The following is a 16,976-nucleotide window of genomic DNA, read 5'->3' on the forward strand; positions in this document are numbered from 1 at the left end:
CGGGCTTGTGGCTCGGCCGTGGACCATGGGCGGAGGCGAGACGGATGACGCAGGACGGGCAGGAGACGCCGCAGCCGCAGGACTCCACGGAAACTGCGCCCGCGCTGGGCGTCCGGCGTCGCCGCCTGCGGCGGGCCTACCAAGTTCTCTGCGTCGCGACGGTACTGCTCTTCGTGCCGGTCTCTTTCGTGCGCGTGAGCGCCGATCCCTATGTCCGCTCGGTGTCCACCGTTCCCGCCGAGCCTGTCGGCATCGTGTTCGGCGCCGCGGTCTCCGGGGATACTCCGAGCCCTTACCTTGCTTCCAGGCTCGATACTGCGCTCTCCCTGTGGCGCGCGGGCAGGTTCAGGGTCTTCCTCGTCTCCGGGGACAATTCGACACCGTCGTACAACGAGCCGAAGGCGATGCGCGACTACCTGGTGGCGCACGGCGTTCCCACGCAGTTGATCGTGCTCGACTACGCGGGCTTCGACACCTGGGAGACCTGCGACCGGGCCAAGCGCGTTTTCGGTGTGGACCACGCGATCGTGGTGAGCCAGTCCTTCCACGTGCCGCGTGCGGTCTACCTTTGCAGGGTGGCGGGCATCGAAACGTACGGAGTCGGCGACGGCACCGCCGCTTCGGCGCTGGGCCCCGACGAATACGTGAACGACGAAGCCCGTGAGGTCCTGGCCGGCGTGAGCGCCGTGTATCAGGCGACGTTCACGCCGGCACCGACGTTCCTCGGCCCGCGTGACAACGGCATAGCCGAGGCGTTGCGCGCCGCGGGATAAGCGTGCGCGCGGACGGCTGACATGGCGCGGCGACGTCCTCGTCGTGCGGTGGATCAGAGCGCTCGTGCCCGGTACAGCAGCAGCCCGGCCGGTCGGCGCAGCGCCCGGATCTCCTCCAGATCGAACCCCGCGCTTTTCACGCACTCGGCGATCGTCTCGGGGGAGTACCACCATGCCGTGGTCGACAGTATTGCGCCGTCCCGCAGCCGGTAGCGTTCGACGTACGCGGTTCCATCCGCCTGGCGGGCGGCTCGGGCTCCCTCGGCTGCCTCGCCGTCGTCCGTTTCACAGGCGCCCGCCTGTGCATTCGCGCGCGTGTCCCGTTCAACGATCGCCAATACGGCCCCTGGACGCAGCACCCGGCGCGCGTCGCTCAACAACCCGACGATGTAGCACGGATGCGCCAGATGAAGCAGCAGGCGCTGAGCGACGCAGGCGGTGCATTGCGCGCGGCGAAGCGGGATGCGGCCGTGTGCGTCGGGCAGGGTGCGCACGATCCAGGCATCGCGGAACCGTTGCGCGCCGAGCCTGTGCATCGTCGGCGAAATGTCGAACGCGTATACCCGCAGCCAGTAATGGTCCGCCAGATACTGCGCGAACGCGCCGAGGCCGCAACCCAGTTCCAGCACCGTGCCGTCCGGGCGCCCGGATACGCGCCTGGGCCGCACCGGGCGAACCGCCTCGGCCAGCAGCGGCCAGAGGCCGTCGCGTTCCGCTTGATCGTCCCGGTCCGCGTAGGACGTCGCGATACGCGGATCACTCCATCGGGTCGCCGGACCGCCGTCCGCCCCGAGCGGCGCACGGTCGCGGGGCAGACGCGACGGATGTGCGGGCTCGGGCAGCGCGCCGGCGAACCGCGGGTTTGCGGGATCGAGCGGAACGCACGAGCGGACCGGGAGAATCGCTTCGCTCAGCGTTCGGCGCACGCGCGCCGCGCCGATGTCGATCAAATGCTTGCCATCGACGACAGGCACTGTATCAATCACAGTTGACGAGAGGCGCACTGAACGCGGCGCGATGCCGGAGGGAGTGGGAATCGGCCTGTTCGCCTGCGGTGGAATGGATGGTGGCACCCGTGCAGTCAAGCGCCGTGCGGGCGTGTGCGGCCGGCGCCGCGGCCGTGTCGGTCGAGTGTCATCCGAACGAGGCGAGGCCGTATCCTTCGATTCCGGCCCGCTGGCTACAGACACGGACGACGGCACCGTGGCGGACGAGAGAGGCGTGGCGTGTTCTACGTGGTACTGAAGGCCCTGACGACCCGCTTGACGCTGCTGATCTGGCGGCCGAAGGTGGAGGGCCGCGAGAACCTGCCCACTCGCGGGCCGGTGATTCTCGCCTCGAACCACTTGTCCTTCGTCGACTCCATCATCATCCCGATGGTCGCCTCGCGCCGCGTCGCCTTCATCGCCAAGGCCGAGTACTTCGAGACCAAGGGTCTCAAAGGCTGGCTGATGAAGGGCTTCTTCACCGCGATCGGCGCGATCCCGGTGCGCCGCGGCGAGCATCGGGCGGCGTTGGACTCGCTGGACCAGTCCCTCGCGGTGATCAACAGCGGTGGTGCCTTCGTGATCTACCCGGAGGGCACCCGCTCGCTCGACGGCAGGCTGTACCGGGCCAAGGTCGGCGTCGGCTGGCTCGCGCTCAAGTCCGGGGCCCCGGTCGTGCCGCTGGCGGTACAGGGCACGCAGCACGTGCTCCCGGTCGGCGCGAAGATCCCGAAGAGGGTCCCGGTCACGGTCCGCTTCGGAGAGCCGATCGATCCCTCCAAGCTGGAACTGCCGGGCGAGCCCGTGGCGGAGAACCCGCGCGCCCGGCGCATCGTGGCCGACACGGTGATCGAGCAGATCCAGAAGCTGTCCGGGCAGGAGTACGCGGGCGTGTACAACGAGCGCCCCGCCGAGCTGTAGCGTCCCGCCGAGCTGCGGGGTACCCTGCGCGGCCACCCTGCGCGGCCGCCGGTTGCGGGCGGCCGTCTCGGGATGTGGGCTCGGGATGTGGGCTCGGCTCACTTCTCAGGGCCGCGGCGTTCGGCGCGCGTGATCGCGAAGCGGCGCAGCGGCCATGAACCGGGCGTCCCGTACGCCGCCTAACTCCAGCCGGTGTCCGCTCCGGGTGTCCTGTGCACGGCCCCGGCAAGGGCGTCCGCGACGGGGCCGCAGCGGCGCGGGTCCAGCGCCGCCGTCGTGATGCGCAGGCCGGGGCCGCTGCGGATGCGGAACCAGGCGCCGGGCGCCGCCGCGTAGCCGGCGGCCAGCAGCGCGCTGAGCGCGGCGCTCTCGTCCGGCACCGGCACCCACACGTTCAGGCCGCTGCTGCCGTGCGCCTGCACTCCCCGCTCCCGCAGTGCGCTGATCATCGCGACCCGGCGCTCGGCGTACAGGTCGGCGGCGGTCGCGACGAGGCGCTGGGTCGAGTGGTCGGCCAGTGCGTCAGACCACGTGGACTGGATGATCCGGCTCACGTGGCGCGCGGTGTGCCGAAGCCGGCCCGCGACGAGGTCGTGCGTGATCGGATCGGCGGACAGGAGAGCTATTCGCAGGTCCGGACCGTACGCCTTGGACGCGCTGCGCAGATACGCCCAGTGCCGGGTGGCCTCGGCCAGCGTGTTCGGTGGTCCGGTGGTCACGTCCGCGCCGTGATCGTCCTCGACGGTCAGCACGTCGGGATGGTCGCGCAGTACCGCCCGAAGCCGCCGGGCCCGGTCCGCGCCGACCGCGGCGCCATAAGGGTTCTGAGCCCGCGTCGTCACGATGAACGCTTTCGCCCCGGCCGCCAGCGCCGCCGCCAAGCCCTGCGGGTCGGGTCCCGCGTCGTCGACGGGCACCGGGTACGGGGTCAGCCGGTCCGCGGCCAGCAGGTCGAGCAGTTGCGCCCACGCCGGATCCTCGACCGCGACCGTGTCGCCCGGCCGCAGCCGCGCCGCCAGCAGCCGGTCGATGCCGTCGAGCGTGCCGAAGGTGCAGGCCAGGTGCTCCGCGTCGATGCCGTCCCGGCTCAGCACGCGTTCGGCGCGGCGGCGCAGCGCCGGGTCGAGCGCCGGGTCGCCGTACACGGGCGGCCGGGTCACCGGCCGGGGGCTCAGGTGCGGCAGCAGCGCCGGGTCAGGGTTGCCGGTGGACAGATCGACAGTCCCCGCAGGCAGTTTCAGCGAACGGCTGGCCGGACTGGTGGCCGGCCGCTCGCGCACTTGCGTACCGTGCCGGCCGCGCGTCTCGACCGTCCCGCGGTCTCGCAGCAGACGGTAGGCGCTCGCGGCCGTGTTCGGGTTGACGCCCAACTGCGCCGCCAGCTCGCGTACCGGAGGCAGCGCCGTACCCGGGCTGAGCCGCCCGTGCGTGATCGCCGCCTCGATGCTCGCCGCTATGTCGCTTGCGCGGGCACCGCTGACCTCGTACTCTGCCACCCAGGCAGTTTGTTCCAACACAAAACAGATTATGTACTAAGACAATATCGGAGGCAAGCGTGGGTGAGACGGTGCGGACTGACGTATCTGAGACATCTGAGACATCTGAGGTCGAGTACATACCGACCGAGCGCAGCACGCCGACCCGCCACACCTCGCGCGCGAGCTACGACCGTGCGTCGGTGCACGCCGTGATCGACGAAGCACTCGTCTGCCATGTCGGGTTCATCCGCGACGGCGCACCCGTGGTCCTGCCGACCATCCACGCGCGCATCGGCGACACGCTCTACATCCACGGCTCGTCGGCGGGCCGATTCTCGCTGCTCGACGCAGAACCGGTCGGCGTGACCATCTCGCTGATCGACGGGATCGTGTTGGCCCGCTCCTGGCTGCATCATTCCGCGTCCTACCGCAGCGTCGTCGTTCACGGCACCGCGCGTGTCGTCCGCTCCGAGGAAGAGAAGCGCACCGCGATGGCGGCGCTCATCGACCACGTGGCTCAGGGCCGCTCGAAGGACACCCGGCCCGCGACGCGTAAGGAACTGGCGAAGACCGCGATCGTCGCGGTCGAGCTGTCCGAGGTCTCGCTCAAGGCCCGCGGCGCCCACCTCGTGGAGGAACCAGAGGACGTGGACCTGCCCCACTGGGCCGGGTTCATCCCGCTCGAACTCACCGCCGGCGTCCCGGTGCCGGACGGGCAGCTGGCTGACGGCGTCCAGCTGCCTGGGTATCTGGCCGGGTACACGCGCGGTTAGCCCGCGTAAGGCGACTCCGACGGGGGAAATCGGATCCGGCCCGGCGCGGCGCGGGAATCGGCGCGGCGCGGATCGGGTTGACTCCCTCCGACGCAGGAACCGACGCGCCGCCGGCGCACAGGAGGGAACACGCGGTGAGCGACGAGCAGGATCGGATCGCGAGGGCACGCGCGTTCGTGGCGGCGAACCCGCGCGGTGTGCTGACCACCTACCGCCGCGACGGCCAGGCGCAGATGTCTCCGGTGACGCCCGGCGTCGACGCGGCGGGCCGCATCATCATCAGCGTCACCGAGGACCGGGCCAAGACCAGGAACGCCCGGCGCGATCCCCGCGTCGCGCTGTGCGCCTTCAGCGAGGGTTTCTACGGGCCCTGGGTCCAGGTCGAGGGGCGGGCCGGGTTCGCCGACGGCCCGGACCGCATCGACGCGCTGGTCGACTACTACCGCGTTCTCAGCGGCGAACACGAGGACTGGGGCGAGTATCGCGCGGCGATGTTGCGAGACCGACGGGTGCTGCTGCGCTTCGAGATCCTCAGGGCCTCAGGGCCGGTTGTCGGCTGACGGACCGCTGCGCGCGCAGGCCGGAGCGCTGAGCCACCGTGGAGCGGGCCAAGTCCTGCTCGATGAGCGCGGCCGTCTCCAGCATGTGCGGAACGATGCGGTCGACCAGGTCCTGCGCCGAGGTCCGCGAGACGTTCGTGGCCACGTTGATCGCGGCGACCACCTGCCCCGACTGGTCCCGGATCGGTGCGGCGACCGAACGCAGCCCCTCCTCCAGTTCCTGGTCCGCCATCGCCCAGCCGCGTTCCCGCACCGCCGCGAGCTCCTGCCGCAGTACTTCCGAGTCGGCCAGGGTGTGCGACGTCAGGGCGCGCAGCTTCGCCGACGCCAGATAGCCGTCCAGCCACTCGGCCGAGTGCCACGCCAGCAGGACCCGGCCCATCGATGTGGCGTACGCCGGGAACCGGGTGCCGACGCTGATCGCCACCGTCATGATCCGCTTGGTGGGCACGCGCGCGACGTACACCACCTCGTCGCCATCGAGCACTGATACCGAGGTGGACTCGTGGACGCGCTCGACCAGTTGTTCCAGGTGCGGCAGCGCGATCTCCGGCAGGCTCAGGCTGGACAGGTACGCGTAGCCCAGTTCGAGGATCTTGGGCCGCAGCGCGAACAACCTGCCGTCGGTGCGCACATAGCCCAGTTCGACCAGCGTCAGCAGGAAACGCCGGGCGGCGGCGCGAGTGAGCCCGGTCGTGCGGGCCACCTCGGAGAGGGTCAGCTCCGGATGCTCCGCGTCGAACGCGCGAATGACCGCCAGGCCGCGCTCCAGCGACTGCACGAAAGGTCCGGCGCCGTCACGGCTCGGCGCGGACAACGGCTCGGGCATCGGCGTCCCCTCTCTCGAGCACCGGCGGCGGGTCGCGCGACGGACCCGGGTTCGCAGGGCGGACCGTGGTTCGCGGCACGCCCGTGGCGCGCCCCGGAGCCGCGCTTCGTGCCGCGAGCGGCCGGTGAACCGAAACGGTATGGCCGGGTAAGCCCCCGGTCAACGTGGTGGCGGGACGGAAACCGGCGGCGAAGCGGCGACACCTCGCCAAACCGTTGACGGCTCAGTCGTGCGGGCTTATGTTCGCTGCCAGCACGAGCGTGCGACATGCGTACCGCAAGCATGTGCGTGCGCCAATCCGGCCCAACCGCGCGCAAGCAGGAGAAACGCCGTGGCAGATCAAGATTCGGCCAGCACCTTCCCGCGATCCCAGGCGTGGCTCGACCCGGACCGCTGGAGCGGACGGGTCTTCCTCGGCGGTTGGACCGAGGCGGCCGGCGGGGACGCGCCGGTCATCGAGCCGGCCACTGGAGCGCACCTGGCCCGTGTCGGCTCGGCCGCGCCCGCCGACGTGGCCCGCGCCTGCGCCCTGGCCGCCGCGGCTCAGCCTGCTTGGGCCGCCGCGCCCTACCACGAGCGCGCCGCCGTGCTGCGCCGCGCCGCCGCTCTGCTGGAGGAGAACCGGGCCGAGGTCGAACACTGGCTGGTGCGCGAGGGCGGAAAGGTCCCGGGCGCCGCGGCGTTCGAGATCGGCTTGGTGCTCGGCGAGTTGCACGAGGCCGCCGCGCTGCCCTCGCGGCCCTACGGCGAGCTGATCCCCAGCGGCGAGCCGCGGCTCAGCTTCGCCCGTCGCGTCCCGGTCGGCGTCGTCGGGGTCATCGCCCCCTTCAACTTCCCGCTCATCCTCGCCGCCCGCTCGCTCGCGCCGGCGCTGGCCCTCGGCAACGCGGTCGTGCTCAAACCGGATCCGCGCACCGCCGTCTGCGGCGGCGTCGCGCTGGCCCGCCTCTTCGAGGCGGCCGGGCTGCCCGACGGAGTGCTGCACGTGCTGCCCGGCGGCGCGCAGGCCGGTGAGGCGCTGGTCACCGACCCGAACCTGCGGGTGGTCTCGTTCACCGGCTCCACCGCGGCCGGCCGCCGGGTCGGCACCCTGGCCGCGCAGCACCTCAAGCGCGCCCACCTGGAACTCGGCGGCAACAGTGCCCTGATCGTGCTCGACGACGCCGATCTGGAGCGCGCGGTCTCCGCCGGCGCCTGGGGCTCCTTCCTGCATCAGGGCCAGATCTGCATGACCACCGGCCGCCACCTCGTGCACGAGGCCGTATACGACGACTATGTCGCCGCGCTCGCCGCGAAGGCCGAGCACCTGCCGGTCGGGGATCCGGCCGGCGGCGCGGTCGCCCTCGGCCCGCTGATCGACGCGCGCCAGCGCGACAAGGTGCACGCACTGGTCACCGCGAGTGTCGAGGCGGGCGCGCGGCTCGTGGCCGGCGGCACGTACGAAGAACTCTTCTACCGGCCCACCGTGCTGGCCGAGGTCACCCCGGACGCCCCGGCATACGCGCAGGAGGTCTTCGGCCCGGTGGCGCCGGTCACCCGTTTCTCGACCCTCGACCAGGCCGCGAAGCTCGCCTCGGACACCGAGTACGGGCTCTCGCTGGGCATCCTCACCCGCGACGTGATGCGCGGCCTCGAGCTGGCCGAGAAGATCCCCACCGGCCTGGTCCACATCAACGACCAGACGGTCAACGACGAGGCCGTGGCGCCGTTCGGCGGCTTGGCCGCGTCGGGCACCGGAGCCCGCTTCGGCGGGGCCGCGGCCAACGTGGAGGCGTTCACCGAGACCCGCTGGATCACCGTCCGGGCGCAGATCGCCCCGTACCCGTTCTAGCGGGACACCAGCGGCCGGTCCCGGACCGTGTTCGAGAACAATCGCAGGGGCCGAGGCGACTTCTCGAACGCGGCCTGGACCAGCCACGCCCAGGCCACGGCCAGGCGTCCAGCCGTAGATCGTGATTGTGCTGGCTGGCCTTATGTTCTCCTCGGCTTGCGGGGCTTGGTCCATTTGCCGTCGGGTCGGTCGCGCTGTCGGGCCGGTGTCGCCGCGTCGAACTGCGCCTTGCTCACGACCGTGCGCGGTTCGGGTTCGAGCACGGGTGTGGTCGATCGCCAGGGGACGGCCGTGTCCCATCCGATGACGGGCAAGGTCTCGTTGTAGTGGGGGGCGAACTGCGCGGTGATGAGGGCGGGCATGCGGTAGTTCAGGCGTCGTACATGATCGAGGAACGCGGCGGGGAGCAGGACGTGATGGGTTTCCACGTAGTGCGGGAAGTCCTGGCGCCAGAGCCAGACTCCGTCGGTGACCGGCGATGAGCAGCCCCGGGAGTGGCGGTGGTCGGCTCCGGTGATCGCGTCCGGGCAGGATTCCATGACGTCGATCAGCACGTGGCCGGCGTCCAGGTAGGCCACCAGGTCCGTTTCGTCCGGCTCGCCGGCGGGTCGGACGGCGTCGCGCACGGACCCGTTCGGCCGGCCGGGGTCTTTGGCGAACTCGTCGTAGAAGCCGAGCAGTTCCAGCATCGCGGACCCCTCCCGTGATCAGCTCTCTTAATCCTCCCGGGTGAGCGGGCGCGGCCACCGGTGATCATCGAGGTTTGTGAAGACAACGAAGGATCAAGCGGTAGCCGCAGGCCACAGCATCGACGCCGAACGATGGCACGCCCTGTTCGAGGATCTGATAGGGCGCATCACTGAACGCCGTTGGTACTGGTGTCCCGCGCCGGAAGTCCGCCGTGAAAATCGGCCCCCGCATCCCGCCTGGCCGCGTTGCCGAAACGCCCACAGACGACCCACTGCGTTGATTGAGCACCGCGAGGGTGTTCCGGCGCCTTGCCAGCCGGGCGCGGATGACCGGACGTGCGCAGCCAGGTCGAGCAGAGTCATGCGACGGATTTCCGGCGCGGGACACTAGGCCGCCGTCGATCGGATGCGCCGGAGCACCTCGTCGGCGAGTGCGTCGGGAGCCTCATCCGGAATCCAGTGGCTGACGCCCGGTAGTTCGACGAAGCGGAACGGCCCGGTGACCTGCCCGGCGCAGTACTCGGCGGCCGCGCGCCCGATCGCGACGTCCTCGGTCGACCAGACATACGTGGTCGGCACGTCGACCGGCGGCAGCGCGGAGTCCTCGCGCCGCATGGCCCGATACCAGTTCAGCGAGGCCGTCAGAGCCGCCGGCTCGCTCAGCGCACGCAGATGCGGCTCGGCGGCGCGGTCGGGCAGCGGCCGGTAGAGCGCGCGCAGCCGGGCCGCGCCGTCCTCCAGCAGGACCTGTTCGGCCTTCCCCGGCTGCCGGAACAGCCGCATGTACGCCGAGCGCTCGCGTTGCCCGCTGCGCTCGTCCGCCAGAGCGGCTGCCATCGCCCGCGGATGCGGCACCGACACTGCCGTCAGCGTACGCACCCGGTCCGGCCGCCCGGCCGCCAGAGCCCAGGCGACCATCGCACCCCAGTCGTGACCGACCACGTCGGCGCGCTCGACCCCGCAGGCGTCGAGCACGCGTAGCGCGTCCGCGACCGTGTGCGCCAACCCGTACGCCTGGATGTCGGCCGGTCGCGCGCCGGGGCTGTAGCCGCGCTGATCCGGGGCGATCAGGCGCAGGCCGTGCGGCGCGAGCCGCTGCGCGAGCGCGTCGAAGCAGCGGTGCGTCTGCGGGAAGCCGTGCAGCAGGAGCACCGCGCGGCCGCCCGGATCACCCTGTTCGGCCACGTCGAGGATCAAGTCGGCCGCGGTCGTGACCCGGCGCATCGTCCAGCGCGTCTGCTCGTCCATCACGGACAGCGTACGGCCGTCGCGTCCCGGGAGAGTCCCCGCCGCGCCGCGCCGGCCCGGACGGCGCGAGCGGGATGCGGGCCATGTGTCGCAGGGATCGATTACATCCCGTGCCGCCGCCGGCCGAGCGCGCCCCGTGTTACAGAACGCTCATAAACCAGAATCACAGAATTCGAAGGTGATGTTGTCAGGGCTCTGGAATGTCGGCACCCATAGCGGATAGTCTCCAGCGCGATGCGTTCCGTGTTGATGACGCCCCTGCGCCCGTCCGAGCGATGGAGGCTGTGACGATGCGCCCGGCTCAGGCTCCCGGCCGCCCCGGACGGCTGGCCGACGACTTCTTCCTCATGGCGCACGACGAGACCAGCGGCAAACCCCGGTTACCCGAGCGGATCGCCGGGCTGGGCCTTGCCGCCGCGCTGCTCGGAGAACTGGCCCTGAGCGGCCGCGTCGAGCCCAGGGACGGAACCGTCGCCGTGCTCGACGCCGCCGCCTGCGGCGACGAACTGGCCGGCCGGATGCTCGAATTCCTCAAGCAGGAACAGCATCCCACGCGCACCTGGCTGGCGTTCTTCGGCGGCAGCGCACACGAGGAGGTCGGCCTGCGCATGGTCGGCGACGGGCTGCTGGTGCGCGCGTCGCGCCGGCGACCGTGGCAGGCCGGCCGCTGGGTGCCCGCCGCCGCGGGCGTGGCCGCCCGGCCCACCGCGCTGCTGTGCACGGCGCTCATCCGCGGCCAGCGGCTCGACGAGCGCTCCCTGCTGCTGCTGGGCCTGCTGCGGGCCACCGGACTCGACCAGCCGGTGCTCTGGGAGGTGCGCCAGAGCGAGCCGCACGCGCTGCGCCGGATCGACGGCGCGCTCGCGCTGCTGCGCCCGCCGTTGGCCGAACTGACCGGCCAGACCGAGGCCGCGGTCGGCAACGCCATCGCGACCCGCCGCTTCTGATCGGCGGCCCCCGCACGTCCACACCCTTACCGCATGACAGGAGGACCCACCGTGGCAAGAGGATCACTCGCCCAGCCGGGCAGCGTGTCCGCGGCTCTGGCCCGCGACCGGCTCGGCGTACCGTCCGTGGTCTATTTCGTGCTGGCCGGAGTGGCCCCGCTCACCGTGACCGCGGGGGTGATCACCACCGCCTACGCGGTGACCGGCCTGACCAGCGTGCCGGCCGCGTTCATCGTGGTGGCCGTGGTGCTGAGCCTCTTCAGCGTCGGCTACGTCGCGATGGCCCGGCACATCAGCAACGCAGGCGCCTTCTACGCGTTCATCACCCGCGGCCTCGGACGCGAGGCGGGCGTGGCCGGCGCGCTGATCGCGCTGCTGGCCTACAACCTGCTGCAGGTCGGCCTCTACGGGATGCTCGGCCCGGCCGTCGAGGGCTACGTGCAGCAGAAGGCCGGCGTCGACGTCAAGTGGTGGATCTGGGCGCTGGCGGCCTGGGCCGTGGTGACCGTGCTGGGCCTGATCCGGGTGGACATCAGCGGGCGCGTGCTCGGCGCGCTGCTGACGCTCGAAGTGCTCGTCATCGCCGCGCTGACCGTCGAGGGCGCGATGCACCCGGCCGGCGGGCACGTGACCTTCTCCACGCTGAACCCCGGCGAACTGACCAAGGGCGGCATCGGCGCGGTGCTCGCCATCGCAGTGCTCGGATACACCGGCTTCGAGCAGTCCCCGGTCTACGCCGAGGAGGCCCGTGACTCGCGCCGCACCATCCCGGCCGCCACGTACTTCTCGCTGGCCGTGATCGGCGTCCTCTACGCGGCGGCCTCGTGGGTGCTCTCCCTGCACTACGGCGTGTCGCAGGTCGCGGCGGTCGCGGCCCAGCAGGGTCCCGGGATGCTGTTCGCGCTCGGCTCGAACGTGCTGAACAACGCCGGGCAGGTGCTGTTCATGACCTCCCTGTTCGCGGCCGCCCTCGCCTTCCACAACGCCTGCTGGCGCTACTCCTTCGCGCTCGGCCGCGAGCACGTGCTGCCCGGATCCTTCGGCCGCACCGGCGTCAACGGCGTGCCGAAGACGGCCTCGGCGGTGCAGAGCGCGATCGGCCTGGCCGTGATCCTCGCCTACGCGGCCGGGGGCTGGAACCCGCAGAACGACCTGTTCTTCTGGCTGGGCACCACCGGCGGCTACGGCATCCTGATCCTGCTCGCGCTCACCTCGATCGCGGTGGTCAGGTTCTTCGCGCTCGAGCGCGCCGGGGAGAACCTCTGGCGGCGGCTGATCGCGCCGGGAATCTCGGTGGTCGTGCTACTGGTCATCGTGTACCTGTGCACCAGCAACTACTCGCTGCTGCTCGGTTACACCAAGCCGTCCATGCCCGGCAAAGTGCTGCCCTCCCTCTTCGCGCTGGCCGCCGTGGTCGGTGTGGGCTGGGCGCTGTACCTGCGCTCCCGCCGGCCGCAGGTGTACGAGGTGATCGGCATGGGGCCCGACGCGGCCACCGGACACGGCACCGCGACGCCGGCGGCCGCGCCCGCGGCCTCGCTCGCCGGGGAGGGGGCATGAGTGCCGGGCCCGCCGTGGCGAGTGTGGTCAGGGCCGAGCCGGGCGACGCGGCCGAACTGAGCGCCCTGGTCGCGACGGCGTTTCGGGACCTGCCGCCCTCGGTCTGGCTGGTCGGGCAGCAGGACGCGCGGGAGGCGCTGTTCCCCGGCTACTTCCGCCTCTATGTGGACCTCGCGCTGGCCACCGGGACCGTGTATACGACCCCTGATCGCACCGCGGTCGCGCTGTGGTTCCCGTACGGCGAGCACGGACACGCGGGAGTCGAGCAGGACGCCGCCGAATACGACGCCCGGCTCGCGGCCGTCACCGGCGGCCGGGTGGACCGGTTCCGCGCGTTCGACGCGCAACTGGAGCGCCATCACCCCCGCGGCGAGCCGCACGACCACCTGGCGGTGTTGGCCGTGCGCCCCGAGTTGCAAGGGCGCGGTATCGGCAGTGCGCTGCTCGACGCGCATCACCGCGAGTTGGGCCGGCGGGCGGCGCCGGCCGCGGCCTATCTGGAAGCCGCGAGCATCGACAGCCGGCGTCTCTACGTCCGGCACGGCTACCGGGACCTTCCCGATCCGATCCCCTTCCCGGACGGCATCCCGGCGACCGCGATGATGTATCCCATGTGGCGACCGCCGATGGGCGAGCCCTGACGCGCGCACTGACGCCGGACGCGCCGGACGCTCGGGGTGCGCGGGGTGCGCACAACCGGTCAGGGTAGCGGTTCGGCCTGCCGCACCCGCCCGATCCACGCGTCCACCTCGGCCCAGTTCCCGTCCAGCCAGCGCAGCCGCGCGTCGTGCTCGAGGGGAACGCGCTCGGTCGGGATCGTCCACCAGGTGACCTCGACCGGGCGCACCAGCGGGATACCGCGCCACACCTGGCGCGACGACTGCATGTGGTCCAGGCCGGTGTGCGCGACGAACACCAGGTCCGCGTGCGGCGCCGCGTCTATCGCCGCGAACACCCCGGCCGGCTGCGGCGGCAGCACGTTGCGCAGCCGGCGCGCGCCGGCGCTGGCGTGCGTCAGGCCCCTGCGGCGCAGGCTGGCGATCGCGCGCAGCCGGCGGTGCGGGGTGAAGTTGCCGCCCTCCGGGAAGACCAGCAGCGCGTCCGCCGGGCCCATGGACGCGGTGATGTGCGCGATCCGCGCGGCGGTGCGATCACCGGCGTCCGGCCCGCGGCCGACGAAACAGTGCGGCAGGCGGCTGAGGATCACGTCGATGATCGGGTCGAACCGCAGCGCCTCCTTCAGCACGATGCGCGGGCGGCGCCGCGCGAGCGCCGACAGCGCGTGCACGAGCAGGAACGAGTCGCCCGGCCCGGCGTGCCGGCTGAACACCAGCAGCGGGCGTCCGGACGCCGGCGGCAGCGCCGGCGAGGAGCCGGCGTCCGTCACCGTGGTCGGCGCGTTGATATGCAGGTCGAACAACGCGCCGCCGATGCGGTAAAGCCGCCCCAGCAGCCGCGCCAGCAGTGCATAATGCGCATCCTGCCAGCGCGGCGAGCCGATGCGACAGCCACAGCCCGCGCGCAACCACAGCCACCCCGCGCCTGACAGGCCGACCAATTCCATGCACAGATAGCAGAATGCGAACAGCACGATCCGCACCGGTCGACCCCGGCCCCCGCGCCGCAGCGCCCACAGCCCGCCGAAGAGCACGACCACCGGGGTGAGCACGGCGGTCACCGCGAAAATGAGCAGCAGGACGGGAATGCTCAGGAGTCGTCGCAGCACCGTATACCGCAGAAGCAGCGCCCTCATTTCTGGACCTGACGCAGATAGGCGTCGGTCGCGGCGTATGCGCGTTCGATACGAGCATGTGTCTCGTCGAATGCCCGATAGCGCACATACTGCGACCAGTTCGCGCCGCGACTCGTGTCGGCACCCGTCGGCAGTAAGTGCACGGTGACGCCTTGGGGCAGGTTGGTGATGTCGCGGGCGAAGCGGTGGCGCCGAGCGATCTCGAACGCGACCGCCGCCACCTCCCAGGCCCGGCGCGGCGGCCGAAGCGGCTGTTCGAGCCTGCCCACGTGCAGCACGTAGATCGTGCGCGCGCCGAGCGCCACGGCCCGTCCCACCGGGACGCTGTCGACCAGGCCACCGTCCAGGAAGTGCTCGCCGCCGACCTCGACCGGGGGCAGCAGCCCAGGCACCGCGCACGACGCGAGCACGGCGTCCGCGATCGGGCCCGCGGTGAACCAGTGCTCCGCGGCGCGCTCGATCGAAGCGGCCACGCACTGGAACGGCACCGCCAGTTCCTCGATCAGGGCCACCGGCAGATCCGATTCGAGCATCCGGCGCAGCACGGCGTTCGAGTACAGGTGCGTGCGGGTGCGCGCCGCGGTGCCCAGCCTGGTGAAGAGGTTGGCCTCGAAGACGCCGCCGCCGCTCAGACCGGTCCACAGTTGTTCCAGCCGGGCGACCGATGCGGCGCTCGGATCGGCCGCGAGCACCGCCCCGTTGATCGCGCCCACCGAGGTGCCCAGTACCAGGTCCGGCTTGATCCCGGCCTCCAGCAGGGCGCGCAGCATGCCGACCTCGTACGCGCCCAGATGTCCGCCGCCGCCCAGGACGAATGTGGTCTGGCAGTCGGGTGCCGGGGCTGACCGGCTTGACGCGGGCATGCCTCGTGTATGCCCCGATCGCTTGAACGCACGCGCGGGCCGGAACGTGAACGCTCCGGCCGGCGGTGGGCCGCCGGCCGGAGCGCGTGGTTCGGTCGTGTCACGCCTCGCTCGTCGCCGCCTGCACCGAACTCGCGGCGGGCGCTCTGTCCCGCAGCCGCGCCACCAAGGCGTCCAGCGACCACGGTCCGGAACCGAGGAACGCGATCATCAGGAAGCCCCAGGCGAACAGCGCGGCCGGTTCGCCGCCGTTCTGGATCGGCAGCAGCGCGTGCTTCTGGTGGACCGTGAAGTACGCGTAGGCCATCGATCCGGACAGCAGCACCGCGGCAGGCCGGGTGGCCAGCCCGAGCATGATCGCCAGCCCGCACACGAACTGGATCAGCGCCGCAGCGCCGCCGGGCCACGTGAACGGGGAGACCGTCTTGCCGGTGCCTACCGCCCCGCCGAACACGCCGAACAGAGTCGAGGCGCCGTGGCAGGAGATCAGCAGGCCGAGGATGATGCGGTAGATGGAGGTGAGGTGCTGTGTGAGTGATGAGGGGGTGCGCATCTGATCACCGTCTCCGGGTATGTCCGCCGGTGCGGCAGGCGGACGGCGTCCGGCCCGCGCGGCAGTGCGGCAGCCGAACTCGCCCGCGCGGGACGTGATCCCGGCGGTGTGCCGGAATCACGCGGTAAACGTACGGCGGCACCCAGTTAGTTCAGAGCACTGCGAAAGTTTCCGGCGCCTTGCGAAACCGCAGGTGCGCGGCTGTCAAGCCACTGCGATTCACGCTCCGGCCGCGGTGACCACGGCGTCGGTGACGAATCCGAGCACCACCCCGAGCAGCAGGCCCCAGGTGGTCAGCTCCTTGCGGCCGATCCGCCGGGCGACCGCGAGCAGTTCGATCACGACGTAGAGGATCGAGCCGGCCGCCAGGGTCAGGAACCCGATCGAGAGCGTCGCGTCGACCACGTGCTGGCCGACCAGCGTGCCGACGAAGGTGGGGCCGCCGCCGACGAGGCCGAGCAGGCCCAGCCGGGCCCAGCTGGGCATCCGGCCCTCGGCGGCCATCGGGGCCACGATGCCGAAACCCTCGGTGGCGTTGTGCAGCCCGAAGCCGATGATCAGCAGCACGGCCAGCTGCAGCTGCCCGCCCGCGGCCGAGTTGCCGATCGCCAGCCCCTCCGCGAAGTTGTGCAGCCCGATGCCCACCGCGATCATCATCGCCAGGTCGAAGAAACGGGCCACGCGGGTTCCGGCCCGCGGGCTCAGCTCCTCGACCGCGGCCGCTCCCGGACCGAACGCGCGCACGCGCGAGGAGCGGCGCGCGACATAGCGGTCGAAGTAGACCAGGGCGACCAGCCCGAGGCCGAAGCACCCGAAGAACACCGCGCCGTTGCCGGCCGCCGAGCCGTATCGGTGGTCCGAGAGCGCCGAGTCGATCGGCTCCCAGGCGTGCGTGAGCACGTCCCACAGCAGGAAGATCAGGATGCCGGTGGCCACGGCGTTCAGCAGCGCACGCAGTGTCGGCGCCGGGGAGCGCAGCCGCCCGATCGGCAGGCCGAGGTAGATGGTGAACCCGGCAACCGCCCCCAACAGCGTGATCTGCGACGACGTCATCCGTAACCCTCCACGGCGGATCGGGTCGCGCGTGCGGATCGGGGGGACCGGGCGCGCGACGCTTCGGCATGCTGTCGGCAAGGCTAACCTAACTTAGGATTGCCTAACAAACTGGCTCGCGCAAGCCGCCGGGGCGGGCGCGCGGCTCGCGCGCGGCGC

The 16,976-nt window shown here is 71.6% G+C and carries 17 protein-coding genes; 8 read left to right on the top strand and 9 right to left on the bottom strand.

The window, feature by feature from the left end; all coding sequences use genetic code 11:
- Window positions 1-44 precede the first annotated feature (44 nt).
- Complete coding sequence (locus KGA66_RS08190; RefSeq protein ID WP_211466313.1) at window positions 45-773, top strand: SanA/YdcF family protein; 729 nt, start codon at window positions 45-47, stop codon at window positions 771-773.
- A 53-nt stretch (window positions 774-826) separates the two neighbouring features.
- Here KGA66_RS08190 and KGA66_RS08195 read toward each other — a convergent pair whose 3' ends face one another.
- Window positions 827-1,963, bottom strand: a complete 1,137-nt coding sequence (locus KGA66_RS08195) for a class I SAM-dependent methyltransferase (protein ID WP_211466315.1) — start codon at window positions 1,961-1,963, stop codon at window positions 827-829.
- Between the two features lie 36 nt (window positions 1,964-1,999).
- Between KGA66_RS08195 and KGA66_RS08200 the strand changes: the two genes are divergently transcribed.
- Window positions 2,000-2,680, top strand: coding sequence for a lysophospholipid acyltransferase family protein (locus KGA66_RS08200; RefSeq protein WP_211466317.1), 681 nt, complete (start codon window positions 2,000-2,002; stop codon window positions 2,678-2,680).
- Window positions 2,681-2,859: 179 nt separating this feature from the next.
- Here the strand turns inward: KGA66_RS08200 and KGA66_RS08205 are convergent, their stop codons facing one another.
- On the bottom strand, window positions 2,860-4,176 hold the full coding sequence (locus KGA66_RS08205) for an aminotransferase class I/II-fold pyridoxal phosphate-dependent enzyme (RefSeq protein ID WP_369015832.1): 1,317 nt from the start codon (window positions 4,174-4,176) through the stop codon (window positions 2,860-2,862).
- Window positions 4,177-4,235: 59 nt separating this feature from the next.
- On the opposite strand from KGA66_RS08205, the gene KGA66_RS08210 reads away from it, so the two are divergent.
- Complete coding sequence (locus KGA66_RS08210) at window positions 4,236-4,931, top strand: pyridoxamine 5'-phosphate oxidase family protein (protein WP_211466321.1); 696 nt, start codon at window positions 4,236-4,238, stop codon at window positions 4,929-4,931.
- A gap of 134 nt (window positions 4,932-5,065) precedes the next feature.
- Complete coding sequence (locus tag KGA66_RS08215; protein WP_211466323.1) at window positions 5,066-5,491, top strand: PPOX class F420-dependent oxidoreductase; 426 nt, start codon at window positions 5,066-5,068, stop codon at window positions 5,489-5,491.
- Here KGA66_RS08215 and KGA66_RS08220 read toward each other — a convergent pair.
- Entirely contained in the window at window positions 5,463-6,320 is an 858-nt protein-coding gene (locus KGA66_RS08220; protein WP_211466325.1) for an IclR family transcriptional regulator, read from the bottom strand. The genes KGA66_RS08215 and KGA66_RS08220 overlap by 29 nt on opposite strands.
- Before the next feature lie 331 nt (window positions 6,321-6,651).
- Between KGA66_RS08220 and KGA66_RS08225 the strand changes: the two genes are divergently transcribed.
- A complete protein-coding gene (locus tag KGA66_RS08225) occupies window positions 6,652-8,151 on the top strand; it encodes an aldehyde dehydrogenase family protein (protein ID WP_211466327.1) in 1,500 nt (499 codons plus the stop codon).
- Window positions 8,152-8,291: 140 nt separating this feature from the next.
- Here the strand turns inward: KGA66_RS08225 and KGA66_RS08230 are convergent, their stop codons facing one another.
- Together KGA66_RS08230 and KGA66_RS08235 are read right to left on the bottom strand one after the other, a co-directional pair.
- Window positions 8,292-8,840, bottom strand: a complete 549-nt coding sequence (locus KGA66_RS08230; protein WP_211466329.1) for a hypothetical protein — start codon at window positions 8,838-8,840, stop codon at window positions 8,292-8,294.
- 387 nt (window positions 8,841-9,227) lie between these two features.
- Window positions 9,228-10,088 carry an alpha/beta fold hydrolase gene (locus tag KGA66_RS08235; RefSeq protein WP_211466331.1) on the bottom strand — a complete coding sequence of 287 codons (861 nt, stop codon included), beginning with the start codon at window positions 10,086-10,088 and terminating at the stop codon, window positions 9,228-9,230.
- Window positions 10,089-10,363: 275 nt separating this feature from the next.
- Between KGA66_RS08235 and KGA66_RS08240 the strand changes: the two genes are divergently transcribed.
- From KGA66_RS08240 to KGA66_RS08250, 3 genes are read left to right on the top strand one after another with little or no spacing between them, the layout of a single operon-like run.
- Complete coding sequence (locus KGA66_RS08240) at window positions 10,364-11,035, top strand: GPP34 family phosphoprotein (protein WP_211466334.1); 672 nt, start codon at window positions 10,364-10,366, stop codon at window positions 11,033-11,035.
- A gap of 33 nt (window positions 11,036-11,068) precedes the next feature.
- The gene (locus tag KGA66_RS08245) at window positions 11,069-12,595 is read left to right on the top strand and encodes an APC family permease (protein ID WP_211466336.1); all 1,527 of its coding nucleotides are present in this window, start codon (window positions 11,069-11,071) and stop codon (window positions 12,593-12,595) included.
- Complete coding sequence (locus KGA66_RS08250; RefSeq protein ID WP_211466338.1) at window positions 12,592-13,236, top strand: GNAT family N-acetyltransferase; 645 nt, start codon at window positions 12,592-12,594, stop codon at window positions 13,234-13,236. The genes KGA66_RS08245 and KGA66_RS08250 overlap by 4 nt, the downstream gene beginning before the upstream one ends.
- Before the next feature lie 59 nt (window positions 13,237-13,295).
- Here the strand turns inward: KGA66_RS08250 and KGA66_RS08255 are convergent, their stop codons facing one another.
- The 4 genes from KGA66_RS08255 to KGA66_RS08270 form a co-directional block, all read right to left on the bottom strand.
- The gene (locus tag KGA66_RS08255) at window positions 13,296-14,348 is read right to left on the bottom strand and encodes a 1-acyl-sn-glycerol-3-phosphate acyltransferase (protein ID WP_211466340.1); all 1,053 of its coding nucleotides are present in this window, start codon (window positions 14,346-14,348) and stop codon (window positions 13,296-13,298) included.
- A complete protein-coding gene (locus KGA66_RS08260) occupies window positions 14,345-15,211 on the bottom strand; it encodes a patatin-like phospholipase family protein (protein WP_211466342.1) in 867 nt (288 codons plus the stop codon). Before KGA66_RS08260 ends, KGA66_RS08255 begins: the two co-directional genes overlap by 4 nt.
- Before the next feature lie 100 nt (window positions 15,212-15,311).
- Window positions 15,312-15,764, bottom strand: a complete 453-nt coding sequence (locus tag KGA66_RS08265; RefSeq protein WP_211466344.1) for a DoxX family protein — start codon at window positions 15,762-15,764, stop codon at window positions 15,312-15,314.
- Window positions 15,765-15,983: 219 nt separating this feature from the next.
- A complete protein-coding gene (locus KGA66_RS08270) occupies window positions 15,984-16,817 on the bottom strand; it encodes a ZIP family metal transporter (RefSeq protein ID WP_211466346.1) in 834 nt (277 codons plus the stop codon).
- Window positions 16,818-16,976: the final 159 nt, after the last annotated feature.

Source organism: Actinocrinis puniceicyclus, assembly GCF_018283645.1.
Lineage (GTDB): Bacteria > Actinomycetota > Actinomycetes > Streptomycetales > Catenulisporaceae > Actinocrinis > Actinocrinis puniceicyclus.

What these genes read in the sequence shown, in the direction of transcription:
- KGA66_RS08190 (WP_211466313.1), top strand. Translation starts at nt 45, where the DNA reads ATGACGCAGGACGGGCAGGAGACGCCGCAGCCGCAGGACTCCACGGAA.
- KGA66_RS08220 (WP_211466325.1), bottom strand. Translation starts at nt 6,320, where the DNA reads ATGCCCGAGCCGTTGTCCGCGCCGAGCCGTGACGGCGCCGGACCTTTC.
- KGA66_RS08230 (WP_211466329.1), bottom strand. Translation starts at nt 8,840, where the DNA reads ATGCTGGAACTGCTCGGCTTCTACGACGAGTTCGCCAAAGACCCCGGC.
- KGA66_RS08235 (WP_211466331.1), bottom strand. Translation starts at nt 10,088, where the DNA reads ATGGACGAGCAGACGCGCTGGACGATGCGCCGGGTCACGACCGCGGCC.
- KGA66_RS08240 (WP_211466334.1), top strand. Translation starts at nt 10,364, where the DNA reads ATGGAGGCTGTGACGATGCGCCCGGCTCAGGCTCCCGGCCGCCCCGGA.
- KGA66_RS08245 (WP_211466336.1), top strand. Translation starts at nt 11,069, where the DNA reads ATGACAGGAGGACCCACCGTGGCAAGAGGATCACTCGCCCAGCCGGGC.
- KGA66_RS08250 (WP_211466338.1), top strand. Translation starts at nt 12,592, where the DNA reads ATGAGTGCCGGGCCCGCCGTGGCGAGTGTGGTCAGGGCCGAGCCGGGC.
- KGA66_RS08255 (WP_211466340.1), bottom strand. Translation starts at nt 14,348, where the DNA reads ATGAGGGCGCTGCTTCTGCGGTATACGGTGCTGCGACGACTCCTGAGC.
- KGA66_RS08260 (WP_211466342.1), bottom strand. Translation starts at nt 15,211, where the DNA reads ATGCCCGCGTCAAGCCGGTCAGCCCCGGCACCCGACTGCCAGACCACA.
- KGA66_RS08265 (WP_211466344.1), bottom strand. Translation starts at nt 15,764, where the DNA reads ATGCGCACCCCCTCATCACTCACACAGCACCTCACCTCCATCTACCGC.
- KGA66_RS08270 (WP_211466346.1), bottom strand. Translation starts at nt 16,817, where the DNA reads ATGACGTCGTCGCAGATCACGCTGTTGGGGGCGGTTGCCGGGTTCACC.